Source organism: Parafilimonas sp., assembly GCF_051953455.1.
Taxonomy (GTDB): Bacteria; Bacteroidota; Bacteroidia; order Chitinophagales; family Chitinophagaceae; genus Parafilimonas.
In genome coordinates, this window is record NZ_JBQCIT010000008.1 from 81161 (window position 1) to 100605 (window position 19445).

At 38.6% G+C, this 19445-nt stretch carries 17 protein-coding genes; 14 read left to right on the top strand and 3 right to left on the bottom strand.

The features are described 5' to 3' along the window. Positions 1–43 precede the first annotated feature (43 nt). Positions 44–1966 carry a sigma 54-interacting transcriptional regulator gene (locus ACTHN6_RS02465; protein WP_440434125.1) on the bottom strand — a complete coding sequence of 641 codons (1923 nt, stop codon included), beginning with the start codon at positions 1964–1966 and terminating at the stop codon, positions 44–46. Positions 1967–2085: 119 nt separating this feature from the next. After that, the gene (locus tag ACTHN6_RS02470; protein ID WP_440434126.1) at positions 2086–4311 is read right to left on the bottom strand and encodes a histidine kinase dimerization/phosphoacceptor domain -containing protein; all 2226 of its coding nucleotides are present in this window, start codon (positions 4309–4311) and stop codon (positions 2086–2088) included. A gap of 313 nt (positions 4312–4624) precedes the next feature. Here ACTHN6_RS02470 and ACTHN6_RS02475 point away from each other — a divergent pair, with 313 nt between their 5' ends. The 6 genes from ACTHN6_RS02475 (at position 4625) to ACTHN6_RS02500 (ending at position 8817) form a co-directional block, all read left to right on the top strand. Further along, positions 4625–5407, top strand: coding sequence for an alpha/beta hydrolase (locus tag ACTHN6_RS02475; RefSeq protein ID WP_440434127.1), 783 nt, complete (start codon positions 4625–4627; stop codon positions 5405–5407). Between the two features lie 36 nt (positions 5408–5443). Then, positions 5444–6145, top strand: a complete 702-nt coding sequence (locus ACTHN6_RS02480; protein ID WP_440434128.1) for an alpha/beta hydrolase — start codon at positions 5444–5446, stop codon at positions 6143–6145. 39 nt (positions 6146–6184) lie between these two features. After that, complete coding sequence (locus ACTHN6_RS02485) at positions 6185–7162, top strand: alpha/beta fold hydrolase (protein WP_440434129.1); 978 nt, start codon at positions 6185–6187, stop codon at positions 7160–7162. 38 nt (positions 7163–7200) lie between these two features. Beyond that, complete coding sequence (locus tag ACTHN6_RS02490) at positions 7201–7818, top strand: hydrolase (protein WP_440434130.1); 618 nt, start codon at positions 7201–7203, stop codon at positions 7816–7818. Positions 7819–7865: 47 nt separating this feature from the next. Next, positions 7866–8369 carry a cupin domain-containing protein gene (locus ACTHN6_RS02495; RefSeq protein ID WP_440434131.1) on the top strand — a complete coding sequence of 168 codons (504 nt, stop codon included), beginning with the start codon at positions 7866–7868 and terminating at the stop codon, positions 8367–8369. Between the two features lie 238 nt (positions 8370–8607). Continuing rightward, positions 8608–8817, top strand: a complete 210-nt coding sequence (locus ACTHN6_RS02500; protein ID WP_440434132.1) for a hypothetical protein — start codon at positions 8608–8610, stop codon at positions 8815–8817. A 25-nt stretch (positions 8818–8842) separates the two neighbouring features. Here the strand turns inward: ACTHN6_RS02500 and ACTHN6_RS02505 are convergent, their stop codons facing one another. After that, positions 8843–9910, bottom strand: a complete 1068-nt coding sequence (locus tag ACTHN6_RS02505) for a cytochrome-c peroxidase (protein ID WP_440434133.1) — start codon at positions 9908–9910, stop codon at positions 8843–8845. 281 nt (positions 9911–10191) lie between these two features. Here ACTHN6_RS02505 and ACTHN6_RS02510 point away from each other — a divergent pair, with 281 nt between their 5' ends. From ACTHN6_RS02510 to eptA, 8 genes are all read left to right on the top strand, one after another. Then, the gene (locus ACTHN6_RS02510; protein ID WP_440434134.1) at positions 10192–10938 is read left to right on the top strand and encodes an outer membrane lipoprotein-sorting protein; all 747 of its coding nucleotides are present in this window, start codon (positions 10192–10194) and stop codon (positions 10936–10938) included. Positions 10939–10944: 6 nt separating this feature from the next. Beyond that, positions 10945–12162, top strand: a complete 1218-nt coding sequence (locus ACTHN6_RS02515; protein WP_440434135.1) for an ABC transporter permease — start codon at positions 10945–10947, stop codon at positions 12160–12162. Between the two features lie 11 nt (positions 12163–12173). Next, positions 12174–13388: an ABC transporter permease gene (locus ACTHN6_RS02520; RefSeq protein WP_440434136.1), complete on the top strand. Its 1215-nt coding sequence runs from the start codon at positions 12174–12176 to the stop codon at positions 13386–13388. Between the two features lie 36 nt (positions 13389–13424). Then, on the top strand, positions 13425–14156 hold the full coding sequence (locus ACTHN6_RS02525) for an ABC transporter ATP-binding protein (protein ID WP_440434137.1): 732 nt from the start codon (positions 13425–13427) through the stop codon (positions 14154–14156). After that, positions 14150–15319, top strand: coding sequence for a hypothetical protein (locus ACTHN6_RS02530; protein ID WP_440434138.1), 1170 nt, complete (start codon positions 14150–14152; stop codon positions 15317–15319). Before ACTHN6_RS02525 ends, ACTHN6_RS02530 begins: the two co-directional genes overlap by 7 nt. A gap of 319 nt (positions 15320–15638) precedes the next feature. Next, the gene (locus tag ACTHN6_RS02535) at positions 15639–16571 is read left to right on the top strand and encodes an alpha/beta hydrolase family esterase (protein WP_440434139.1); all 933 of its coding nucleotides are present in this window, start codon (positions 15639–15641) and stop codon (positions 16569–16571) included. A gap of 444 nt (positions 16572–17015) precedes the next feature. Continuing rightward, positions 17016–17843 (top strand): phosphatase PAP2 family protein, encoded by an 828-nt coding sequence (locus tag ACTHN6_RS02540; protein ID WP_440434140.1) that lies wholly within the window; start codon positions 17016–17018, stop codon positions 17841–17843. Position 17844: 1 nt separating this feature from the next. Then, positions 17845–19374 (top strand): phosphoethanolamine--lipid A transferase EptA, encoded by a 1530-nt coding sequence (gene eptA, locus ACTHN6_RS02545; RefSeq protein ID WP_440434141.1) that lies wholly within the window; start codon positions 17845–17847, stop codon positions 19372–19374. Positions 19375–19445 lie beyond the last annotated feature (71 nt).

Sequence of the window (19445 nt, forward strand, 5' to 3'; positions counted from 1 at the left end):
CATAAGAATTGTACATGTTTTGAAAAAAATGAAGTTTTATTTGCTATTGAATAAACTCTTTCTTTATCCCCAGCTTTTTCATTTTAGATTTTAAAGTTGAAGGGGGGATATTTAAAATTTCTGCTGCTGCCCCTGCACCCCAAATTCTGCCATTGCATTTTTTTAATATGGAGATAATATAATCCCGTTCATTCTCATGAATAGTTTTTGTATAAGCTTTCTGTGTATCGTACTGCAAATTTTCTGCGGTAAAAGGCAAAGGCATTTCTTCGATCATATTTCCTTTTGCAAGCAATACACTTCTTTCCATTAAATGTTCAAGTTCCCGAATATTACCACGCCAGCTATAAGCCATCATGTTTTTTAAAACATTATCTGCAATACCATGTATTTTTTTGCCGGTTTTATTGTTATAATAATTCATGAAATGATAAGCGAGTGCAGGAATATCTTCTTTGCGTTCCCGCAAAGGCGGCAACTCGATGGGAAAAACATTCAGACGATAATAAAGATCCAGGCGAAAGCGTGCTTCAGCCACTTCTTTCTCCAGGTTTTTATTGGTAGCTGCAATAATGCGTACATCAATTTTTATCGTATCCTTTCCGCCGATCCTTTCTATTTCTTTTTCCTGCAGAACCCTTAATAATTTCACCTGCAATTCAAGCGGCATTTCACCAATCTCGTCCAATAAGATAGTTCCTCCGTTAGCCTTTTCAAACTTGCCGATGCGCTTATCAAGCGCTCCTGTAAAAGCGCCTTTTTCATGGCCAAATAATTCAGATTCAATCAGTGTTGCAGGCAATGCCGCACAATTCACTTTTATAAAAGGTTTGCTTTTTCTGTTTGATAAATTATGGATACAATCAGCAATTTTTTCTTTGCCCGTACCGCTTTCACCCAATATTAAAACTGAAGTATCGGAAGGCGCAACCTGCGCAATATGGTCCAGTACATTTAAAAGCAGCGGGCTTTTGCCGATAATGCCTTCACATCCTTTTATAAATTCATCTTTCTCTATTTTATTCACCTTATGTTGAATGTTGTTTTTGTTATTCAACATTATTTCAATGCTGTTTATGAGCAGCATTTGTGCATTCTCAAATAAATTAATATGGCTGGCATTGTAGGCGTCAGGTATTTTGCTGTATAAACAAAAGCTGAAAGGCTTGCCTTGTAAAATAAACATCGGCATTTCAAGGTGCGACTTTAACTGGAAAGTTTCAGCAAATAATTTTCTTAACGAAGGCTGCCGGCAAATATTATTAAAATCGTTATTGTTATACACCGTTGCAATACTTTCCTTTGGGCTATCTGATTGTAATGCGATAAGCTCCTGTAAATTTTTTCCGGTGATAGCCATCAATTCATTTAAACCAATTTGCTGATATTCATTAAACCCAATTCTCAAAAAGCAAGTGCCGTGAAAAGAAGGCTGCCCAATATTATCAAAGCCCGCTGCCATGTAATCAAAGGGAATATACTTCTGTAAAGTTGTTGCAATTTTTAAGAGCGCCTCGTTCAGGTTTGTTGACGTACCTGCAATATTTTTGATTTCTTTTTTCAACTCAACTTCCTGTTTATATTTTGATTCCAGGCTATGCTTGTAACGGTAGCGTGCAATTTCAAGCGTAACAAGCAAATCTTTTTCCCTAAAGGGTTTCACTAAAAAACCATAAGGTTCGGTAGTCTTAGCTTCATTCAAAATATCTTCATTTGAATTAGCTGATAAATACACGAAAGGAATATTAACGGCTGATAACTGCTTAGCCAGGTCTATACCTGTTTGCTTGCCCTTTAAAAAAATATCAAGCAACACAAAATCGGGCTTTTCTTTCCGCATCATTTCCACTGCCTGCACCACGGAACGTGCTATGCCTGTAACATTATAGCCCGCCTGTGTAAGCATAAGCCGCAAATAATCGGCTTCTACAAACTGATCTTCAACAATCAATATTTTTTCTTTCATATTGCTTATTATTTAAACATTTTTTATGTACCTGGCTGCATTGCAGCTATTAAGCTTTGTTGTGTCACTCCCTTGTACTTTTAGTAATTCTATTCAGCCATTACAAACAGTTTAAATGGTTAGCCGTCGTATATAAATTCAACAACTATTGTTGTTCCGTTATTACCGGTTACTGTAAATTTTCCATCAATATCTTCACTCAATCCACGCATCAGTTTCATACCCATTGACCGCGCATTTACATTATCAAAATTTTGCGGCAATCCAATGCCGTTATCACTAATACTTAAGAGTAAATTATTTCCCTGTATATGTTTCAATGCAATATTGATAATACCGTTCTTATTACCGGGGAAAGCATATTTAATGGCGTTGGTGATAGCTTCATTCAATATCAATCCCAGCGGCATGCAATACGAAAGGTTTAATTCAACCGGTTCAACCTGCAAATTAAACAGGAGAGATTTTGGTGTATTAAAACAATCACGTAAATAATCTGTAAGCTCATGAATATAACCCGGCATATTGATAGCTGATAAATTTTCTGACTGATATAATTTTTGATGAATAAGCGACATGGCATGAACGCGGTTACGGCTTTCATTCATTGCTTTGATTGCTTCATTGGTTTTTAAATACTCGGCTTGTGCTGCCAGCAAACCGGAAACTGTATGAAAATTATTTTTTACACGGTGGTGTATTTCTTTTACCAGCCATTCTTTTTCTGTAACCAGGTGCTGCAGCGCAATATTATTCTTTTCAATTTCTTTTTGCTGCACTTTTAATGTCTTGTTTGTGCGCTGTTTTATATAGGAATTATTAATGAGCAAACCCATTATTATCAGCAGCAATCCGGCAAAACCAAAAACCCAGTTGCGGGTTATATTTGCCTGTGTTAGTTTGTCGTGCTGCGATTTACTTTCATTCTCAAGCAGTTTAATGTCCTGGTTCTTTTTTTCAGATTCAAATTCTATCTGCAATTGCGCAATATGCTTATTTGTTGTTTCATTCAACAACGAATCACTTAAAGCCTTGTATTGCTGGTAATGCGATATGGCAGAAATATAATTCCCTTGTATAGAATCCAGCTTAAACCATAACAAATGATTTTTATATAATTCCAGCGGGCTTTCAATTTTTTTATAAAGGCTATCGGTTTCGGCAAGATGCTTACGGGCAAGTTCATATTGGTGTGTTGCCAGGTAAAATTCTGTTACAGGATATTGCGCCTCACTTTGGTCTGGTTCATACTTATCAAGCTTTTTCGAAATTGCCAGTAACTGATTGCAATATTTTTCAGCTTGGCTGTATTGCTTTAAAGCATTGTAGGTAATTAAAAAACTTGCCGTTATATATAAATTCGAATAGATGTCTTCTGACGGATATTTTTGTTGCGCCTGCTTTAAAATGGCAAGCGCATCCTGCGGTTTGTTTAATGCTATTAATGTTCTTGAAATCTTCGATAGCAGCAGGTCAATCGTTTCTGTGTTGTCGTATTTTTTTGCAACGTATAATGCTTTTTGAAAATAATCATAAGCAGCATCATATTTTTTCATAGCGCTGTAGGTTGAACCTATACGATTGTAAATAGTTGCTAATTGAATGGTAGTATCATTAACGGTTGATGCAGCTTTTACTGCGAGCAAACCATATTTTAAGGCCTGTTCGTTATTGCCGGTTATACCATATACAACGCCTAAAAGGTCGTAGATACCTTCAAGATTAGGATGCTTAATAGCCTGGTATAGCTGTAAGGAACGATGCAGGACTGATAAAGCCTTTACATACTGTCCTTCTAATTGCAACAAATCTCCCAGCTCTTTTAAAATATCAGCTTCTTTTAATTTACTTCCGGATTTTTGAAATGCCGGCAAAGCAAGCTGTTCTACAATGCGTATCCTTTCTGCCAATTCATTGCTGTTATTGATTGAATAATAACCTGAAACATCATAATAGGCAAAACCTAATTCAAGATAACAACTGTTTGCTTTAAAGATGTCAATTGCTTTGTCGGCAAATTGCCTGCCTTCAGCAGCTTTGTCTTGCGCATGAAGAATTTTGGCAATCTGTTCATAACTGTTTCCTAAACCTTTTTGATAATTCAGTTTTTTACTAAGCCTTTCCATGGCGTGTCCATACAACAAAGCGCTGTCAAAATTTTTATCGGATGGGTAAAAAAAATAGTGTTCGCTTAATTGCAGCAGCAGGTTTGCCTTCGCTGTATCTTCTTTACTTTTTTGTAATTGCAATAACAGGTCAGCAACATTATAATGCGGTTGCTGCGCAACAGCTGCAGAAGGCATAAATACGGCTGTTATTATGAGATAAATAATTAATCTTCGCATGTGTTACAAATCAAATGCATACAAGGTGCCTGGTATTTTATAGTTGATAGATAAGTACAAAAAAACTTTTCAGTTATAATCTTTTCGCTCACTGTACTCGTAACAATGGCATAAATTAATCATTCTTTGCTTTTGAAATTGCATTTTTTCTAAAAACCATCCAAGCCACTTTATTTCGTGGTATTCATTTCATTACCGCGATATCTCACGGTGTATTTATAACCGCATTTTATTAAGTGTTTGATTGGCATCTATTTAAGCTGATGGCATTCTGTTTGGCATTACGATATCCAATATCAATAAAAAATCATTCATGAAAAATGATTCTCCAAAAACAGTCGTTTTTATCACAGGCGCTTTTGTGCACCACAGTTGCTGGGATGAGTGGAAGAAATATTTTGAAAGTAAAGGCTACAATACAGTTGCCCAGCCATGGCCTCATAAAAACGCACCTGCTGAAACGTTGCGCAACAGCCATCCCAATGCAGAGATTGCCGCTAACAGGTTACCGGCTTTAACCGATCATTACGCAGCCATTGTAAAAGCATTGCCCGAAAAGCCCATATTGATCGGTCACTCAATCGGCGGGCTTATTGTGCAGCTTTTATTGCAAAGAGGATTAGGCGCTGCGGGCGTTGCCATTCATTCGGTTCCGCCGCAGGGCATTTTCACTTTTAAATTTTCATTTTTAAAAGCAGGCTGGGGGCCGCTTGGTTTTTTTACTTCAGTCAAAAAATCATTTTTGATGTCTTATAAACAATGGCAATACGCTTTTACAAATGGAATGGATTGCGATGAACAGAAAGACGCTTACTACAAGTTTCTTATACCCGAATCAAAACTGATTGTAAGAGATACTATAACAAGTGCTGCAAAAGTAAATTTTGAAAATCCACATGCACCATTGCTGCTTACGTCAGGCAGCGACGACCACACTATTCCTGCATCACTTAACTACGCTAATTATAAAAAATATAAGCGCAGCAATTCAATTACGGAATATAAAGAATTTGACGGGCGTAATCATTTTGTTTTAGGGCAGGCTACCTGGAAAGAAGATGCGGATTATATACTGAATTGGCTTAATCAACTGTAATTAAATTCTTCTTCATATCTAACTAAAAACACAACAATGAAAAGCAACAACCGGATCAAAAAAAATATTGTGATTGTGCACGGCGCTTTTGCCGATGCTTCAGGATGGGAAGCCGTTTTCAACATTCTAAAAAACGATGGCTATAATGTAACGCTGGTACAAAATCCTCTTACCTCACTTGAAGATGATGTGGCAGCAACAGAACGAGCGCTTGAAAAGCAAGATGGACCTGTTGTTTTGGTAGGCCACTCATGGGGCGGGTCTGTAATAACACAAGCCGGTGTTTCTGATAAAGTTGCAGTGCTTGTGTATGTTGCTGCATTTGTTCCAGAAATCGGCGAGTCAACCTTAGGGCTTGCAACATCTGAAGCGCCTGCACCTGAAAATGGCATTCTTCCACCGGATGATAATGGATTTATTTACTATGATAAAGCAAAATTTCATGCAGGTTTTGCGGCTGATGTTAATAGTGAAAAAGCAGATTTTATGTATGCTTCACAAGGGCCTATTGCTGCTAAAGCATTTACTACGCCGCTTACACAGGCAGCATGGAAAACGAAGCCTTCTTATGCTATAGTTGCCACAGAAGATAAGAGCATAAACCCATCACTTGAACGAATGATGTATAAAAGGGCCGACGCTGTTGTAACGGAGCTTAGCGGCAGTCATGTACTATTTATTAGCAAAGCCAAAGAAGTTGCTGCCGTTATTGATGCTGCTGCAAAAGTAAATAAATAAAATCAAATCACAAACCATTCACTTAAACAAAATTTATTTATGTATAAGTTTAAAATGCTTACTGTTATTACGGTTGCAATGTTTGCAATTGCATGTAATACTAATGAGAAAAAACCTGAAGCAATAAATGATACAACTGCAATAAATAGTAATAACGCTGTTGAAATTCAGCCTGCAATGCCGCCATCAAACTTTAAAAGCACAATGGCTAATGTAAATGGCATCAACATTCATTATGTGGTTGGCGGAAGTGGCGAACCGTTATTATTAATTCACGGCTTTGGACAAAACTGGTATATGTGGAACCGTTTGCTGCCGGAGCTTTCAAAACATTTCACTGTTATTGCGCCTGATTTACCCGGGCTTGGCGAAAGCGATAAACCCGACAGCGGTTATACAAAAAAACAATTAGCGCAAGATCTCCACGCATTAATGCAGCAGCTTGGTTTTAAAAGCGAATATGTGGTTGGCCATGATATTGGTTTAATGGTGGCGTATGCTTATGCGGCTCAGTTTGGTGAGGAAGTAAAAAAAGTGGCTTTGCTTGATGCTTTATTGCCGGGAGTAGAACCTGTTTGGAGCCAGGTAAAAGCACAGGCATGGTGGTTTGGCTTTTTTGGATGGAATACATCAGCCAGCATTGTTGAAGGTAAAGAAAAAGAGTTTTTAACGGGCTTCTGGCCGGTTGTGGGCCATAAAGAAAATGCTTTTACACAAGATGAAATCAATGAATTTGTAAGGGCATATTCAACACCTAAATCAACCTATGGCGCTTTTCACTGGTTTGCTGCATTTCCGCAGGATGCTTTAGATAACAAACAACTCATGCAGCATAAATTAAAAATGCCTTTACTGGCAATGGGCGGTGAATACAGCGGTAGTTTTTTACCGGATCATTGCAGGCTGGTTGCAGATAATGTAACAGCATCAGTCATTAAAGGTTCCGGGCATTGGATGGTGCAGGAAAATACGGAACAGGTGCAGCATGATATGCTGGCATTCCTGCTTGCTAAATAAGTTTAAAAAAATATTCATCAATTAAATCATTTTAAAAAATGAGCAGCCTCTCTATTCGCGACCAGTTAAATGATCATTTGCTTACGCCACAAAATGCCGCAGTTTTAATTATAGATTTTCAACCAATACAGGTTTATTCGATTAACTCTATGAACAGAGCCGAATTGGTTAGAAATATTTCCATTGTGGCGCGGTTAGCTGTAAGCTATAATATGCCTTTAGTGCTTTCAACTGTAAATGTAAAAACAGGTATTAACAGCGAAACAATTCCGCAGCTTCGGCAGGTTTTAAAAGATGTGCCTTCTTATGACAGAACAACAATAAATGCATGGGAAGACGAAGAATTTAATGAAGCGGTAAAAGCTACGGGTAGAAAAAAATTAATTATAACAGCACTGTGGACAGAAGTATGCCTTGCCTTTCCTGCACTTGATGCTTTGCAAGAAGGTTATGATGTATATGCTGTTGTTGATGCAGTTGGCGGCACTTCTTTAATTGCCCATGAAACAGCTTTAAGAAGAATTGAACAGGCCGGTGCAAAACTCGTAAGCGTTGCACAATTAGCCTGTGAACTGCAGCGTGACTGGAACCGGCAGGATACTGTAAATAACATGGTTAATGCGCTTACTGAAGTTGGAGCTTTTTTGCATTTTTAAAATATACATCTACTATAAACACATTATAATCCTTCAATAAAACATTTATGAAATCAATTTTATTTTATTTCAGGTTAAGCGCTGCACTTCTAGTGATTAATTCAGTTAATTCAAGTGCACAATCAGACAGCGGGCAGTTAAGAATGACACAGCAGGAGATTATTAATACAAAATCATCCGGCGGCACATCTGCTCCGGGGTCTTCTAATTTAAGTGCTGTGCAGGTGATTGTTATTCACGGCGATCCCTCGAAACCCGGGCTTTATACCATCTTATTAAAAGTAGCGCCGAATACAAAAATCCCTGCGCACCTGCATCCTGATGACAGGATAGGGACCGTGGTTTCAGGCACGTGGTATTTTGGTTATGGCGATAAGTTTGATGAGCGTAAATTAAAAAAGTTACCTGTCGGCAGCGTGTATTCCGAAATTCCCGATCAAAATCATTTTGCAATGACGAAGCGTGAACCTGTAATTGTTGAAATAACAGGCTATGGCGCTTCAGGCGTAACGTATGTAAACGCCGATGATGACCCATTAAAACAGAAATAATGAACAAAGCGGTTATCATTTTATTAATCATAACACGACGAAATATCTTCTGCGAATTATCATTTGATATATACAACTAAAGTTGTGGTTTATCTATTGACTTCATTTGTTTAAACAGGCAGCTTTGTTTTGAAAAATCATTTTATGAAAAAGAAAAAGCAAAGGCAAAAGCATTCAGAAAAGGCTTAGCATCTTTATTGAAATATACGTTGAACAAAAAGGGAAATCAAAGAGGAGATTGCTTAAGGATTTTATTGAGCAAAAAGCTGATGAGATAGTTGCATTCAGTGAAAGCCTTGTAGCAAAAACAATGGAAGAAGCCGAAAGCGAGATTGCATTGCCTGGCAAGATTGCTGCTGCAGTCATCCGGCCTTTACCCGTATTGATTGAAGAATTGCATAACGCACAAAATAACCATTTGCAATTACAGGATGCAGGCAACAATTAATAAATATCATGAATTGGTTCATCCGCTATTTTTTTGTAAGCTCTGCAGGAACCGTTTTAGCTGCAGGATTGATATCGCCTGTTAACGTGTTTAGAAAAGCAATGATCTGCTCAATCTGTTGCTTCGACAAGTCTTTATTCAACTGTGCCTTTCCCATAATGCGAACCGCTGAATCAAGGTTGAAAACACTGCCACTGTGAAAGTAAGGAAAGGTGGCGGTAACATTGCGCAGTGTCGGTACTTTAAAAACGTCTTTATCCGCAGGGTTCTTTGTAACTGCTTCTCTGCCTTCGTCATCTATTCTGCTTTTAGTGAGGGTGCGATAATCTGTTACAAGACCAAACCGTTGCAACGTGGCACCACCAATGGCTACACCGTGGTGGCACGTTGGACAGCCTGTATTTATAAAAACGCTTAGTCCTTCTTTCTCTTGCGCTGTCAATGCACGCTGGTCGCCTTGCATGTATTTGTCAAAACGGGAAGGAGTGAGCAGGGTGCGTTCGAAGGCGCCAATTGCTTTTTGCAGGTTGTCGTAAGTGATTGGTTGAGCCTCCTGTGGGAATGCACTTTTAAACAGGTCCTGGTATAATGGTACTCCGGCCAGTCTGTTTACCAGGAAGTCTTTGTGCGGAATGGCCATTTCAACCGGATTCAAAATCGGCATGCCTGCCTGTTCTTCCACGTCCTTTGCCCTTCCATCCCAAAACTGCATATTTTGCAAAGCGGCATTAAAAACAGTGGGCGAGTTGCGGGTTCCTTTTTGTCCCTTTTCGCCGGTAGAAGTGGGTTCGTTATCCACGCCGGAGGTGGACAAGTTGTGACAGGAATTACAGCTTATATCACCATCTTTCGACAGGCGGGGATCATAAAACAACACCTTTCCCAAGTGCACTTTTTCCACTGTTAGCGGGTTTACATTGTTTTCAGCAACCGCCGGCAATGGTTTGAAGAAAGCCTGGGCAAGTACCAGTAGCGAGTCGTGTGATTTATCTGCGGCGGCTGTTGACTTTTCTTTGTTTTTTGAGCCGGATTGATTACAGGAAAAAACAGCAATGGCCAAACAAATTCCACTGAGAAGTAATATTTTTTTCATTGTTTTATTTTCTTTTCAAATTATAATATTTACTAAAGCAGGGCAATGACAGCGATCAGTTGTGATGGTGATTAATGGCTGTCCCAAACCATTCTACAATTTGCTGCAGTACTGCTACATGCTTATGGTTTAGGATTTCAAAGTTGTTAGGTTATTGAATGGATCTTATGTGCTGTAAGTTTTGTTGGTTGAATTGACCGCTGTCACTTTATTCAGTAATTATCGTCATCCTTTTTTGTTCTTCCTGTCACTACATTCGGGAAGGACTAATCTTCAGACGCATGAAGCTGCTTCTCCTGTTATTCACCTGTAGTTTTTGCTGCATACTCAACCTGCATGCGCAGGATGCAATGGCCATTATTAAAAAAGCAGATGAAAAGTTCAGAGGCAATACCTCGCAGGTAGAGATGACTATTAGAACAGTTCGTCCAACATGGTCGAGAGAGATGAGTGTAAAGGCATGGATGAAAGGTGCTGATCTTGCCATGATACTCATACAAGCTCCGGCTAAGGACAAGGGCATTGTTTTTTTAAAACGAAAGAAAGAAGTGTGGAACTGGATGCCGAGTCTGGAACGAACAATCAAACTGCCACCCTCTATGATGAGTCAGTCATGGATGGGTACTGATTTTACCAATGATGACCTGGTAAAAGAATCTTCGATAGTGAATGATTACAACCATAGTATTATCGGGGATACGGTTATAGATAACAGGAGCTGTTATATCCTGCAGCTTCTGCCTAAACCTGAAGCGGCAGTAGTGTGGGGTAAGCTCATTGTTTGCATTGATAAGGTAGATTACCTGGAACTACATACAAGGTTTTACGATGAAGATGGAAAGCTCGTCAACACTATGAATGCCTATGATGTAAAAGTGATGGATCAACGACTGATACCTACTCATTTTGAAATGATACCAGCAGATAAGCAACATCAGAAGACTGAAATGGTTTATAAATCCGTTTTATATAACCGGCCAATTGAAGATGTTTTTTTTACCGCTGATAAAATGAAAACTGTTAATTGATGTACTATGTGGATAATTGCGCTTGCCTGGAAGAATATATGGCGAAATAAAAGCCGCACAGTCATTACCATAGCTGCTATATTTTTTGCGGTTATTCTGTCCGTGCTTACCAGCAGTTTATGGAAAGGGGTTTTTGATAACCTTATTAAAAACATGGTGAGTTTTTATAGTGGTTATATCCAGGTGCACAGCAATGGTTATTGGAATGAGCAGGTATTAGACAACAGCTTTCAATTAACAAAAACAGTCCAGCAGCAGCTGTTACAAGACAGTAACATCAATGGGTTTGCTCCAAGATTGGAGTCTTTTGCTTTAGCCTCTTCCCGGGATATTACCAAAGGTTGTATGGTGATGGGCGTTGATCCTGAGCGGGAAAACAGCATTACGCAACTAAAAAATAAAGTAACAGAAGGGCGTTACTTCCATTCCTCAGATAAATCAGTACTGATAGGTAGTGGCTTAGCACAGCGGCTGCAATTGCAGCTGAACGATACAATTGTATTGATCGGGCAAGGTTATCATGGCGCCACCGCTGCCGGTAAATACCAAATAGGTGGTATTCTAAAATTTGGATCGCCTGAACTGAACGATAAAGTATTATATATGCCATTACTGCTGGCGCAGGAGTTATATGGTGCCGATAGCATGATAACTACCTGCGTGCTCTCCTTGAAGAATCCGTCCATATTAAATACAACCGCTAACAGGTTAAGATCAACAGTTGGCGATGGTTATGAAGTAATGACGTGGGAGGAGATTATGCCTGAAGTATTGCAACACATGAAAACAGACACTGCGAATATGAAGATCATTCAGGGCATCTTATATATACTGGTTTCGTTTGGCATTTTTGGCACATTTATCATGATGATGGTGGAACGTAAATATGAAATGGGGATGCTTGTTGCCATTGGGATGAAGAAAATAAAACTCATCTTTTTGCTGTTAATTGAGTCTTTACTTACCGTACTCTCAGGTTGTATACTGGGTTTATTAACCAGCGTTCCTATTGTTTATTACTTGCAAAAGCATCCCATTAAATTTTCAGGAAACACAGCGAAGGTATATGAGCGATTTGGTTTCGAGGCCATCTGGCCAACCTCTACCGACACGAACATATTTGTAACACAAGGCATAATTGTTTTAATCATAGGATTGGTATTATCACTATATCCTGTTTACACCACTATTCGCCTGGATCCTGTAACAGCTATGAGGAGATAAAACAAACTATTATGATTTTAATAATGGCATGGCGAAACATTTGGCGCAATAAAATGCGGAGCCTGATAATCATGTTATCAGTAGCCATTGGCTTTTTTGCCGGTGTGGCGGTACTCGCCTTGTACAAAGGCATGCTGCGTGCAAGAGTGCAAACCGTAATAAACCGCGAAATCGGCCATTTACAAATTCATAACCCGGCATTTAAAATGGACTACAATGCTGATTATACTATTGCAGATAAAGAACACTTACAGGGATTTTTAAATCAATTACCCGAAATAAAATACTTTACTACAAGGAGCATTACACAAGGCATGCTGGCAACTGCCACCGGCAGTTCCGGCGTACAGATTAATGGCATATTCCCGTTAAGTGAAAATGCAGTATCACAACTTGACAAAAAAATAATAGAGGGCAATGCATTTGATACCGGCAAACATAACCAGGTATTGATAAGCAAAAAGCTATCAGATAAACTAAAGATCAAATTAAACAATAAGGTGGTACTCACTTTTACTGACAGAAAAAATGCTATTAGCTCCGCTGCTTTTCGGGTTGCAGGCATTTATCAAACAATTAATACACCGCTGGATGAACGTAATGTATTTGTGCAGCAGAAGGATCTAAACGGATTGCTGGGGGTAGATGATCGTTTTCATGAAATTGCTATTATCTTAAAACAGGATGAGCAGCTGCAGACAGTAAAGGAAAAGCTCCAAAAGCAATTCCCTTCATTACTGATAGAAAGCTGGAGTGAAATTTCTCCGGAAACGGAACTGATGGTAGTATCCTCCAACCAATATATGTATATCGTAGTAGTAATTATCATGATGGCACTCGCCTTTGGCATTATTAATACTATGCTGATGGCAGTTTTGGAGCGCACCAGAGAAATAGGAATGATAACAGCGCTCGGCATGAATAAGTTGAAATTAACGGCACTGATCTTATGCGAAACTATTTTTCTAACCCTGGCGGGAACACCACTTGGATTTGCAATGGCGTGGGTAGGTACCGAATATTTCTCTAAGAATGGAATTAATATATCCAGGTATTCAAAGGAGGCTATGTCCAGCTTCGGATTTGAGAGTGTGATTTATCCGGAGTTTCCTTTTGAAAAGATTTTAACTATACTAATAATTGTAATATTAACCGCATTGCTGGCAGCTGTGTTCCCCACTATCAAAGCATTGCGGCTACAACCCGCAGACGCCTTGAGAAGATGACCTGTTTGTTGTATCACTTAAATTAAAAACTTATTTATGAACGCCACTGTTATAGATGCACACAATGTAAGCAAAGTATATAACCCGGACGCTATACCGGTGTATGCGGTCAACAATGTGCACCTGCATATAGAAAAGGGTGAGTTTACAGCATTGGTGGGGCCCTCTGGTTCTGGAAAAACTACACTTCTTAATATGATTGGCGGATTAGATAAACCTACTGAAGGAAATATCATTATCAATGATGTAGATATAACTAAGCTTTCGGCCAACCGATTAATCAATTTCCGGTTAAAGAACATTGGTTTTGTTTTCCAGTCGTTCAATTTGATTCCAGTGCTTACCGCAAAAGAAAACGCCGAATTCATTATGCAATTGCAGGGAGATAAAAAGGATGAAAGAGAGAAGAGAGTGGCGCAGCTATTTAAGCAAATAGGGCTTGAAGACAAGATGAACGTACGGCCGGCAAAACTATCAGGTGGACAGCAACAGCGGGTGGCAATAGCGCGGGCATTAGCTTCTATGCCACAGTTTGTACTGGCAGATGAACCTACCGCCAACCTGGATAGCCAGTCAGCCGCTAATTTATTAGACATCATGGCTAAACTGAATGCAGAAGAAAATATGACCTTTTTGTTCTCTACGCATGATCCAAGAGTGATTGAGCGGGCAAGAAGGGTGATTACGCTGGTGGATGGAAAAGTGGCGTCTGATACAGCAGTCGTTGATGTTAATGTAGCGCATAACCAAATGTCGCCAACATGTTAAAAAAACTACTGGTTATATCATGTTTGCTGATTCCCTGTTTCAATTTTTCACAAGATTCTGTAGGGGTAGAAAAGAAAGAAGCGGAAAAGAAACTGGAATGGAATGGCTATATTAAGAACCTGGAGACATTCGTATTCAATAAAAGTTTTAAAGAAAATACTTACAGCGTTCTATTCCATAACCGGCTTAATTTAAAGTGGAAGCCTTCTGATAAATTGACTGCTGTTGCAGAACTTCGTAACCGTCTGATCTGGGGCAGTGAAGTCAGGTCTGTTACCAGCTATGCATCCTTACTCAGGAATAGCAATGAATGGTTGAATTTACAAAGGGCCTGGATTAACACTCGCTCATTCGTTATGCATACCAATGTGGAGCGTTTGTATGTTAATTATTATACCACCAAATGGAATGTGCGTGTAGGCCGGCAGCGTATTAACTGGGGTGTGACAACAACCTGGAACCCTAATGATATTTTCAATACCTATAACTTCCTCGATTTTGATTATGAGGAACGTCCCGGTGCAGATGGTGCAAAGCTGCAGTATTTATTCAATAGTTTCTCGAATATAGAAGCAGCTTATACCTATACAGGAAATAACAATGGCTCTGTTGCTGCGCTGCGCTATTCACTTAATAAGTGGGGTTATGATATGCAAATAATTACTGGATGGTACAGAGACTATTCTACAATAGGGGCAGGTTGGGCCGGAAGTATCAACAATGTAGGTTTCAAAGGTGAGATGCAATACTTTATTTTACCAAAAGACACGGCTTCCATTGCAAATATTTCTACGCAAATGGATTATATGTTTAAGAATGGGTGGTATGTAAATGTTGGATTCTTAATCGCAGGACATGGTTTAAACAAACCGGTAAATAACTGGAATGAAATAAATTTAAAATTTTCTCCTGAGCATCCGATGCCCACTAAATGGAATGTGATAATTACTACCTCAAAGCAGTTTACACCTTTGTTTAGCGCAACTTTTAGTACAGTGTATGCGCCAGGTACCAACCTGCTTATCCTCTTTCCTATGCTGCAATACAATATTGCCACTAATCTTGATATAGACCTAATATGGCAATCTTTCTTCTCCGATGTACAAGATACATTTCAGGCAATATCGCACCAGGCGTATGTTAGAATAAAATGGAGTTTCTAGCCTTAACAGGCTGCGGCAGGCAGGAAAACCACATTGGTAGCACAACTGGTCTTTTATCCAACAACAACATAGTAATTCAGGCGCGCCGTTTCACTGTTCATTTTTGCCACCTTCCTGTACTTTATGAAGGAGTATTCCATGTAGGTTGCTGTAGCTATTAATAATTAAATTTTTTTGTTGGGAAGAGTGGCTTTTTACTCCTGTTATTACTAACCAACCTGCCTCAATCCCTTATTTTCCTGCTTCGCTGTGTTTATCTTTCTGCGTCTTTACATCTGTAATTTTCTTTGTGTTGTTTATCAACAATAAATAGAATAGTATGAAGATTATGATCAATTTCATCAATACATTTTTTTGCTTGCTGCTTCTCTCTTGTGGCAAAGACAGTACCCAGCCACAGCCTGCTCAATTTCGTTTTGCCGAGCAGGTTGTTATTGACGGCATTCGCAGAACATACATTGTAAAGCTCCCGGAGGACTATTACCAAAAGGATACTGCCCGGCCACTTGTTATAGGGTTGCATGGTACAGGCGGTAATGCAGAACAGTTTGAGAAAGCATACGGATTTGAACAGAAAGGCAACGAAGAAGGATTTATAACTATTTTTCCGGATGGGGTAGAAAAGCAAGATGGCATAGGCCTGTTTCAAATACGCACATGGAATGCCGGTAGCTGCTGCGATTATGCCATGTACACCAATGTGAACGATGTTAAATTTATCAGTACGCTTATTGACAACATTAGCAATCGCTTTAAGGTGAACAAAAAGAAAGTGTATGTAACCGGTATGTCGAACGGGGGTATGATGGCTTACCGGCTTGCTTCTGAACTGCCTGATAAAATAGCTGCGGTGGGTATTGTAAGCGGTGATATGGTGGCGCCTAAAGATGTGTCTAAGCAAGGAATTGTTCCCATCCTGCATATCCACGCTATGCCGGATACGAAAGTGCCTTTCGCCGGAGGTATAGGTATTGGGGGCTATGATTTTCCACCCGCAATGGACGGTATTAACTATTGGGTAACCCGGAACAACTGTAAGAAAGATCCCGTGAAAATACAGTATGAGCAATATGAAGTAAGCAGTTGGAATGATAGCGACGGCAAAACCCTTGTTCAACTTTACCTTACAAAAGATGGCGGGCATGCCTGGCCTTCATATGCGGTACAGGGAAGAAGAGGTGATACCCCATCAACTGCGATTAATGCAACAAACATAATTTGGAGTTTTTGTAATCAATTTACACTGCCTTAAAAGCAATTCAGCAGCACTTACGGTAAAGCTATCGCAATAAAGGAAACGGAAAAATCATACCGATGAAGCTCATACAGGAAGAAGGGCAATTTTCCTCCATCAGCCGATAGTATAATTTGAAGTTCAAAATTTCTCCAAAATTGCCCTTGTACTTTACGGGTTTTTAATGAGCAAAATATGGGTAGCTGGAAGATATTAACTAAATTTACCAAAGGTGGGATTTCTGCACTACTTACAACTTTAGAGCATTCATTTTCCACGAGAGCTATTTTACTTTCCCTGCGCGCAAAAAAAGATGCCGGTTTCAATTCAATTTATCTTTTAAGGGCACTTACATCAGTTTGGCTTTGACATAACCACCAGGCTTCCATCCCCGTTGCTCTATGTGGTTTACCCCCTGCTGCTTCCGATAAGAGGATAATAAACTATAAATAAAAAGAGGTGATGAACAAAAACGTTATTAATAATTATTCAAGGCTCAGCGCATCTCTTTTTTTTATACCTATATTTTTGTTAACTGCAATTGTTTTATTGCTGTATAGCCGGGATGCTTTGTGTGTTAATGGATATATACAGGTTCAAAAAGATAGCTTCTATTATATTAACCATAATCTGGGGCAATATCCAACCCTCCAGTTTAATCTTACCCAATTTGGAGACGCTTTAATTTCTTTATCGTTTTTAAGCATTCTCATTGTGTATGCTCCAAAAATCTGGGAATCTTTAATACCAGGTTTGCTGGTTTCTTTCCTGCTCTCCAGTACACTAAAAACGATATTTGTAGTACCAAGGCCTGCAGCAGTGTTTGATAATAATAGTATTATTATCATCGGAAAAAAATTATCCGGGTTCAACAGTTTGCCTTCGGGGCACTCGATTACAATCTTTACTATACTTACCATCCTGCTGTTTGCATTCATGCCCGGAAAGTTGGAATATAAGTTCATCTGGTTCTTTTCCGTAATTATTATGGGATTAATAGTTGCCTTTACCAGAGTAGCTGTAGGGGCACATTATCCGGTTGATGTTATTACAGGCTGTATCGTTGGATATATTGCGGGTATTACAGGCATCTTTATCAGCCGGCAGTATAAAATTTTCACCTGGGTCAATAATAAGAAAAGTTATCCGGTATTTATTTTATTGCTCCTGGTATGTGGCATTGCATTAGTCAACAAAATACTTAATGAAAACCTGGTAACCTATGATTTATCATTTGCCAGCCTGGTTGTTTCGCTGTATAAAATCATTAATACGTATGCTAAAAAATAGCTTGAAGTTAACGCGGCTTTATACTTTAAACTTAACACAGTTTGCTTTATTGATGAGCTTTTTAAGTTTTTTATTCTTTCATCTTCCATTTTACACTTTTGTCTTTAATCATGTTGATTATAAAAGTTTGAATGGCGTAATTATTATAGCCAGCTTGGTTATCTTAATGATAGTTGCAAACGCATTTACTTTTCACCTGGTATTTTTTCTCTCCCGTTTTGTTGGAAAATCTTTATTGGTCTTATTCTTTATTATCAATGCAATTGCCGTCTACTTTATTAATACCTACAATGTTATAATAGATGAAAGTATGATTGGCAATGTACTTAATACGAAATATGAAGAAGCCAGCAGTTTTTTCTCTGTTAAATTGATAATATATACAATTCTGCTTGGGGTCATTCCCGGCATTTACATAATTAAAGTGAAAATAATAAACGTACCGTTGAAAAAATTCTTATTCACCTCTTTGCCGGCTTTACTATTTATCATCATTATGGTATTTGCCAATGCGGATAATTGGCTATGGATTGATAAAAATTCAAAACAATTAGGCGGTCTTGCAATGCCCTGGTCTTATACGGTCAATACTTCACTCTTTTATATTCATAAACACCAGAAAAATAAAAAAGAAATCTTATTACCGGCTGCCACCATAAAAGACAGCGCAAAATCGGTTGTTGTTTTAGTCATAGGAGAGTCTGCAAGAAAACAAAATTTTTCTTTGTATGGTTATGACAGAAATACAAACCCGCTGCTTTCCAAAACCCAAAACGTATTTCATTTTGACGCTACTTCCTGTGCAACATATACCACCGCAGGCCTAAAATGTATTTTAGAGCATGCCCGTACCGATGATCTGTATGAAATCTTGCCAAATTATTTATATAGAAATAATGTAGCAGTTGTTTGGAGAACTACAAACTGGGGAGAACCTCCGGTTCACATTCAAAATTATCAAAACAAAGATTTTTTAAGATCAGCATGTAAAGGCGATAACTGTAATTACGATGAAATTCTTTTGGCTGGCCTGAAGGAGCAAATATTAGCCAGTAAAAAAAATAAAATATTAATTGTGCTGCACACAAGCACAAGCCATGGGCCCACCTATAGCAAGAAATACCCACCGGCGTTTGAGACTTTTAAACCCGTTTGTAATAGTGTTGAATTGGGAAATTGTTCTCATCAGGAACTGATCAATGCCTATGACAATACGATTATTTATACTGATTATATTTTACACAATATAATTGAAGATTTAAAACAGTTAAAAGAGTATAAAAGTGCAATGATTTTTGTGTCAGACCATGGAGAATCGTTAGGAGAAAAAAATCTATACATGCATGGATTGCCTTTAAGCATTGCGCCCAGGGAACAATATGAGATCCCTTTTATAGTTTGGACGTCCGATAATTCTAAACAGCTCAAGCCTTTAAAAACAGTATCTCAAAATTATGTATTTCACAGTGTCTTAAATTTCCTGGGTATGCAAAGCCCGGTGTATAATGAAAGCCTGAATATTTTTAAATAAATTCAAACAGCAGGAGATACGAAAGTTAACTTAGCCAATTGAGCTTTTTTTATCTGCTTTTTAAGAAAAGA

Coding starts and splice junctions, on each gene's coding strand:
- ACTHN6_RS02465 (WP_440434125.1), bottom strand. CDS start 1,966: ATGAAAGAAAAAATATTGATTGTTGAAGATCAGTTTGTAGAAGCCGAT.
- ACTHN6_RS02470 (WP_440434126.1), bottom strand. CDS start 4,311: ATGCGAAGATTAATTATTTATCTCATAATAACAGCCGTATTTATGCCT.
- ACTHN6_RS02475 (WP_440434127.1), top strand. CDS start 4,625: ATGAAAAATGATTCTCCAAAAACAGTCGTTTTTATCACAGGCGCTTTT.
- ACTHN6_RS02480 (WP_440434128.1), top strand. CDS start 5,444: ATGAAAAGCAACAACCGGATCAAAAAAAATATTGTGATTGTGCACGGC.
- ACTHN6_RS02485 (WP_440434129.1), top strand. CDS start 6,185: ATGTATAAGTTTAAAATGCTTACTGTTATTACGGTTGCAATGTTTGCA.
- ACTHN6_RS02490 (WP_440434130.1), top strand. CDS start 7,201: ATGAGCAGCCTCTCTATTCGCGACCAGTTAAATGATCATTTGCTTACG.
- ACTHN6_RS02495 (WP_440434131.1), top strand. CDS start 7,866: ATGAAATCAATTTTATTTTATTTCAGGTTAAGCGCTGCACTTCTAGTG.
- ACTHN6_RS02505 (WP_440434133.1), bottom strand. CDS start 9,910: ATGAAAAAAATATTACTTCTCAGTGGAATTTGTTTGGCCATTGCTGTT.
- ACTHN6_RS02510 (WP_440434134.1), top strand. CDS start 10,192: ATGAAGCTGCTTCTCCTGTTATTCACCTGTAGTTTTTGCTGCATACTC.
- ACTHN6_RS02515 (WP_440434135.1), top strand. CDS start 10,945: ATGTGGATAATTGCGCTTGCCTGGAAGAATATATGGCGAAATAAAAGC.
- ACTHN6_RS02520 (WP_440434136.1), top strand. CDS start 12,174: ATGATTTTAATAATGGCATGGCGAAACATTTGGCGCAATAAAATGCGG.
- ACTHN6_RS02525 (WP_440434137.1), top strand. CDS start 13,425: ATGAACGCCACTGTTATAGATGCACACAATGTAAGCAAAGTATATAAC.
- ACTHN6_RS02530 (WP_440434138.1), top strand. CDS start 14,150: ATGTTAAAAAAACTACTGGTTATATCATGTTTGCTGATTCCCTGTTTC.
- ACTHN6_RS02535 (WP_440434139.1), top strand. CDS start 15,639: ATGAAGATTATGATCAATTTCATCAATACATTTTTTTGCTTGCTGCTT.
- ACTHN6_RS02540 (WP_440434140.1), top strand. CDS start 17,016: ATGAACAAAAACGTTATTAATAATTATTCAAGGCTCAGCGCATCTCTT.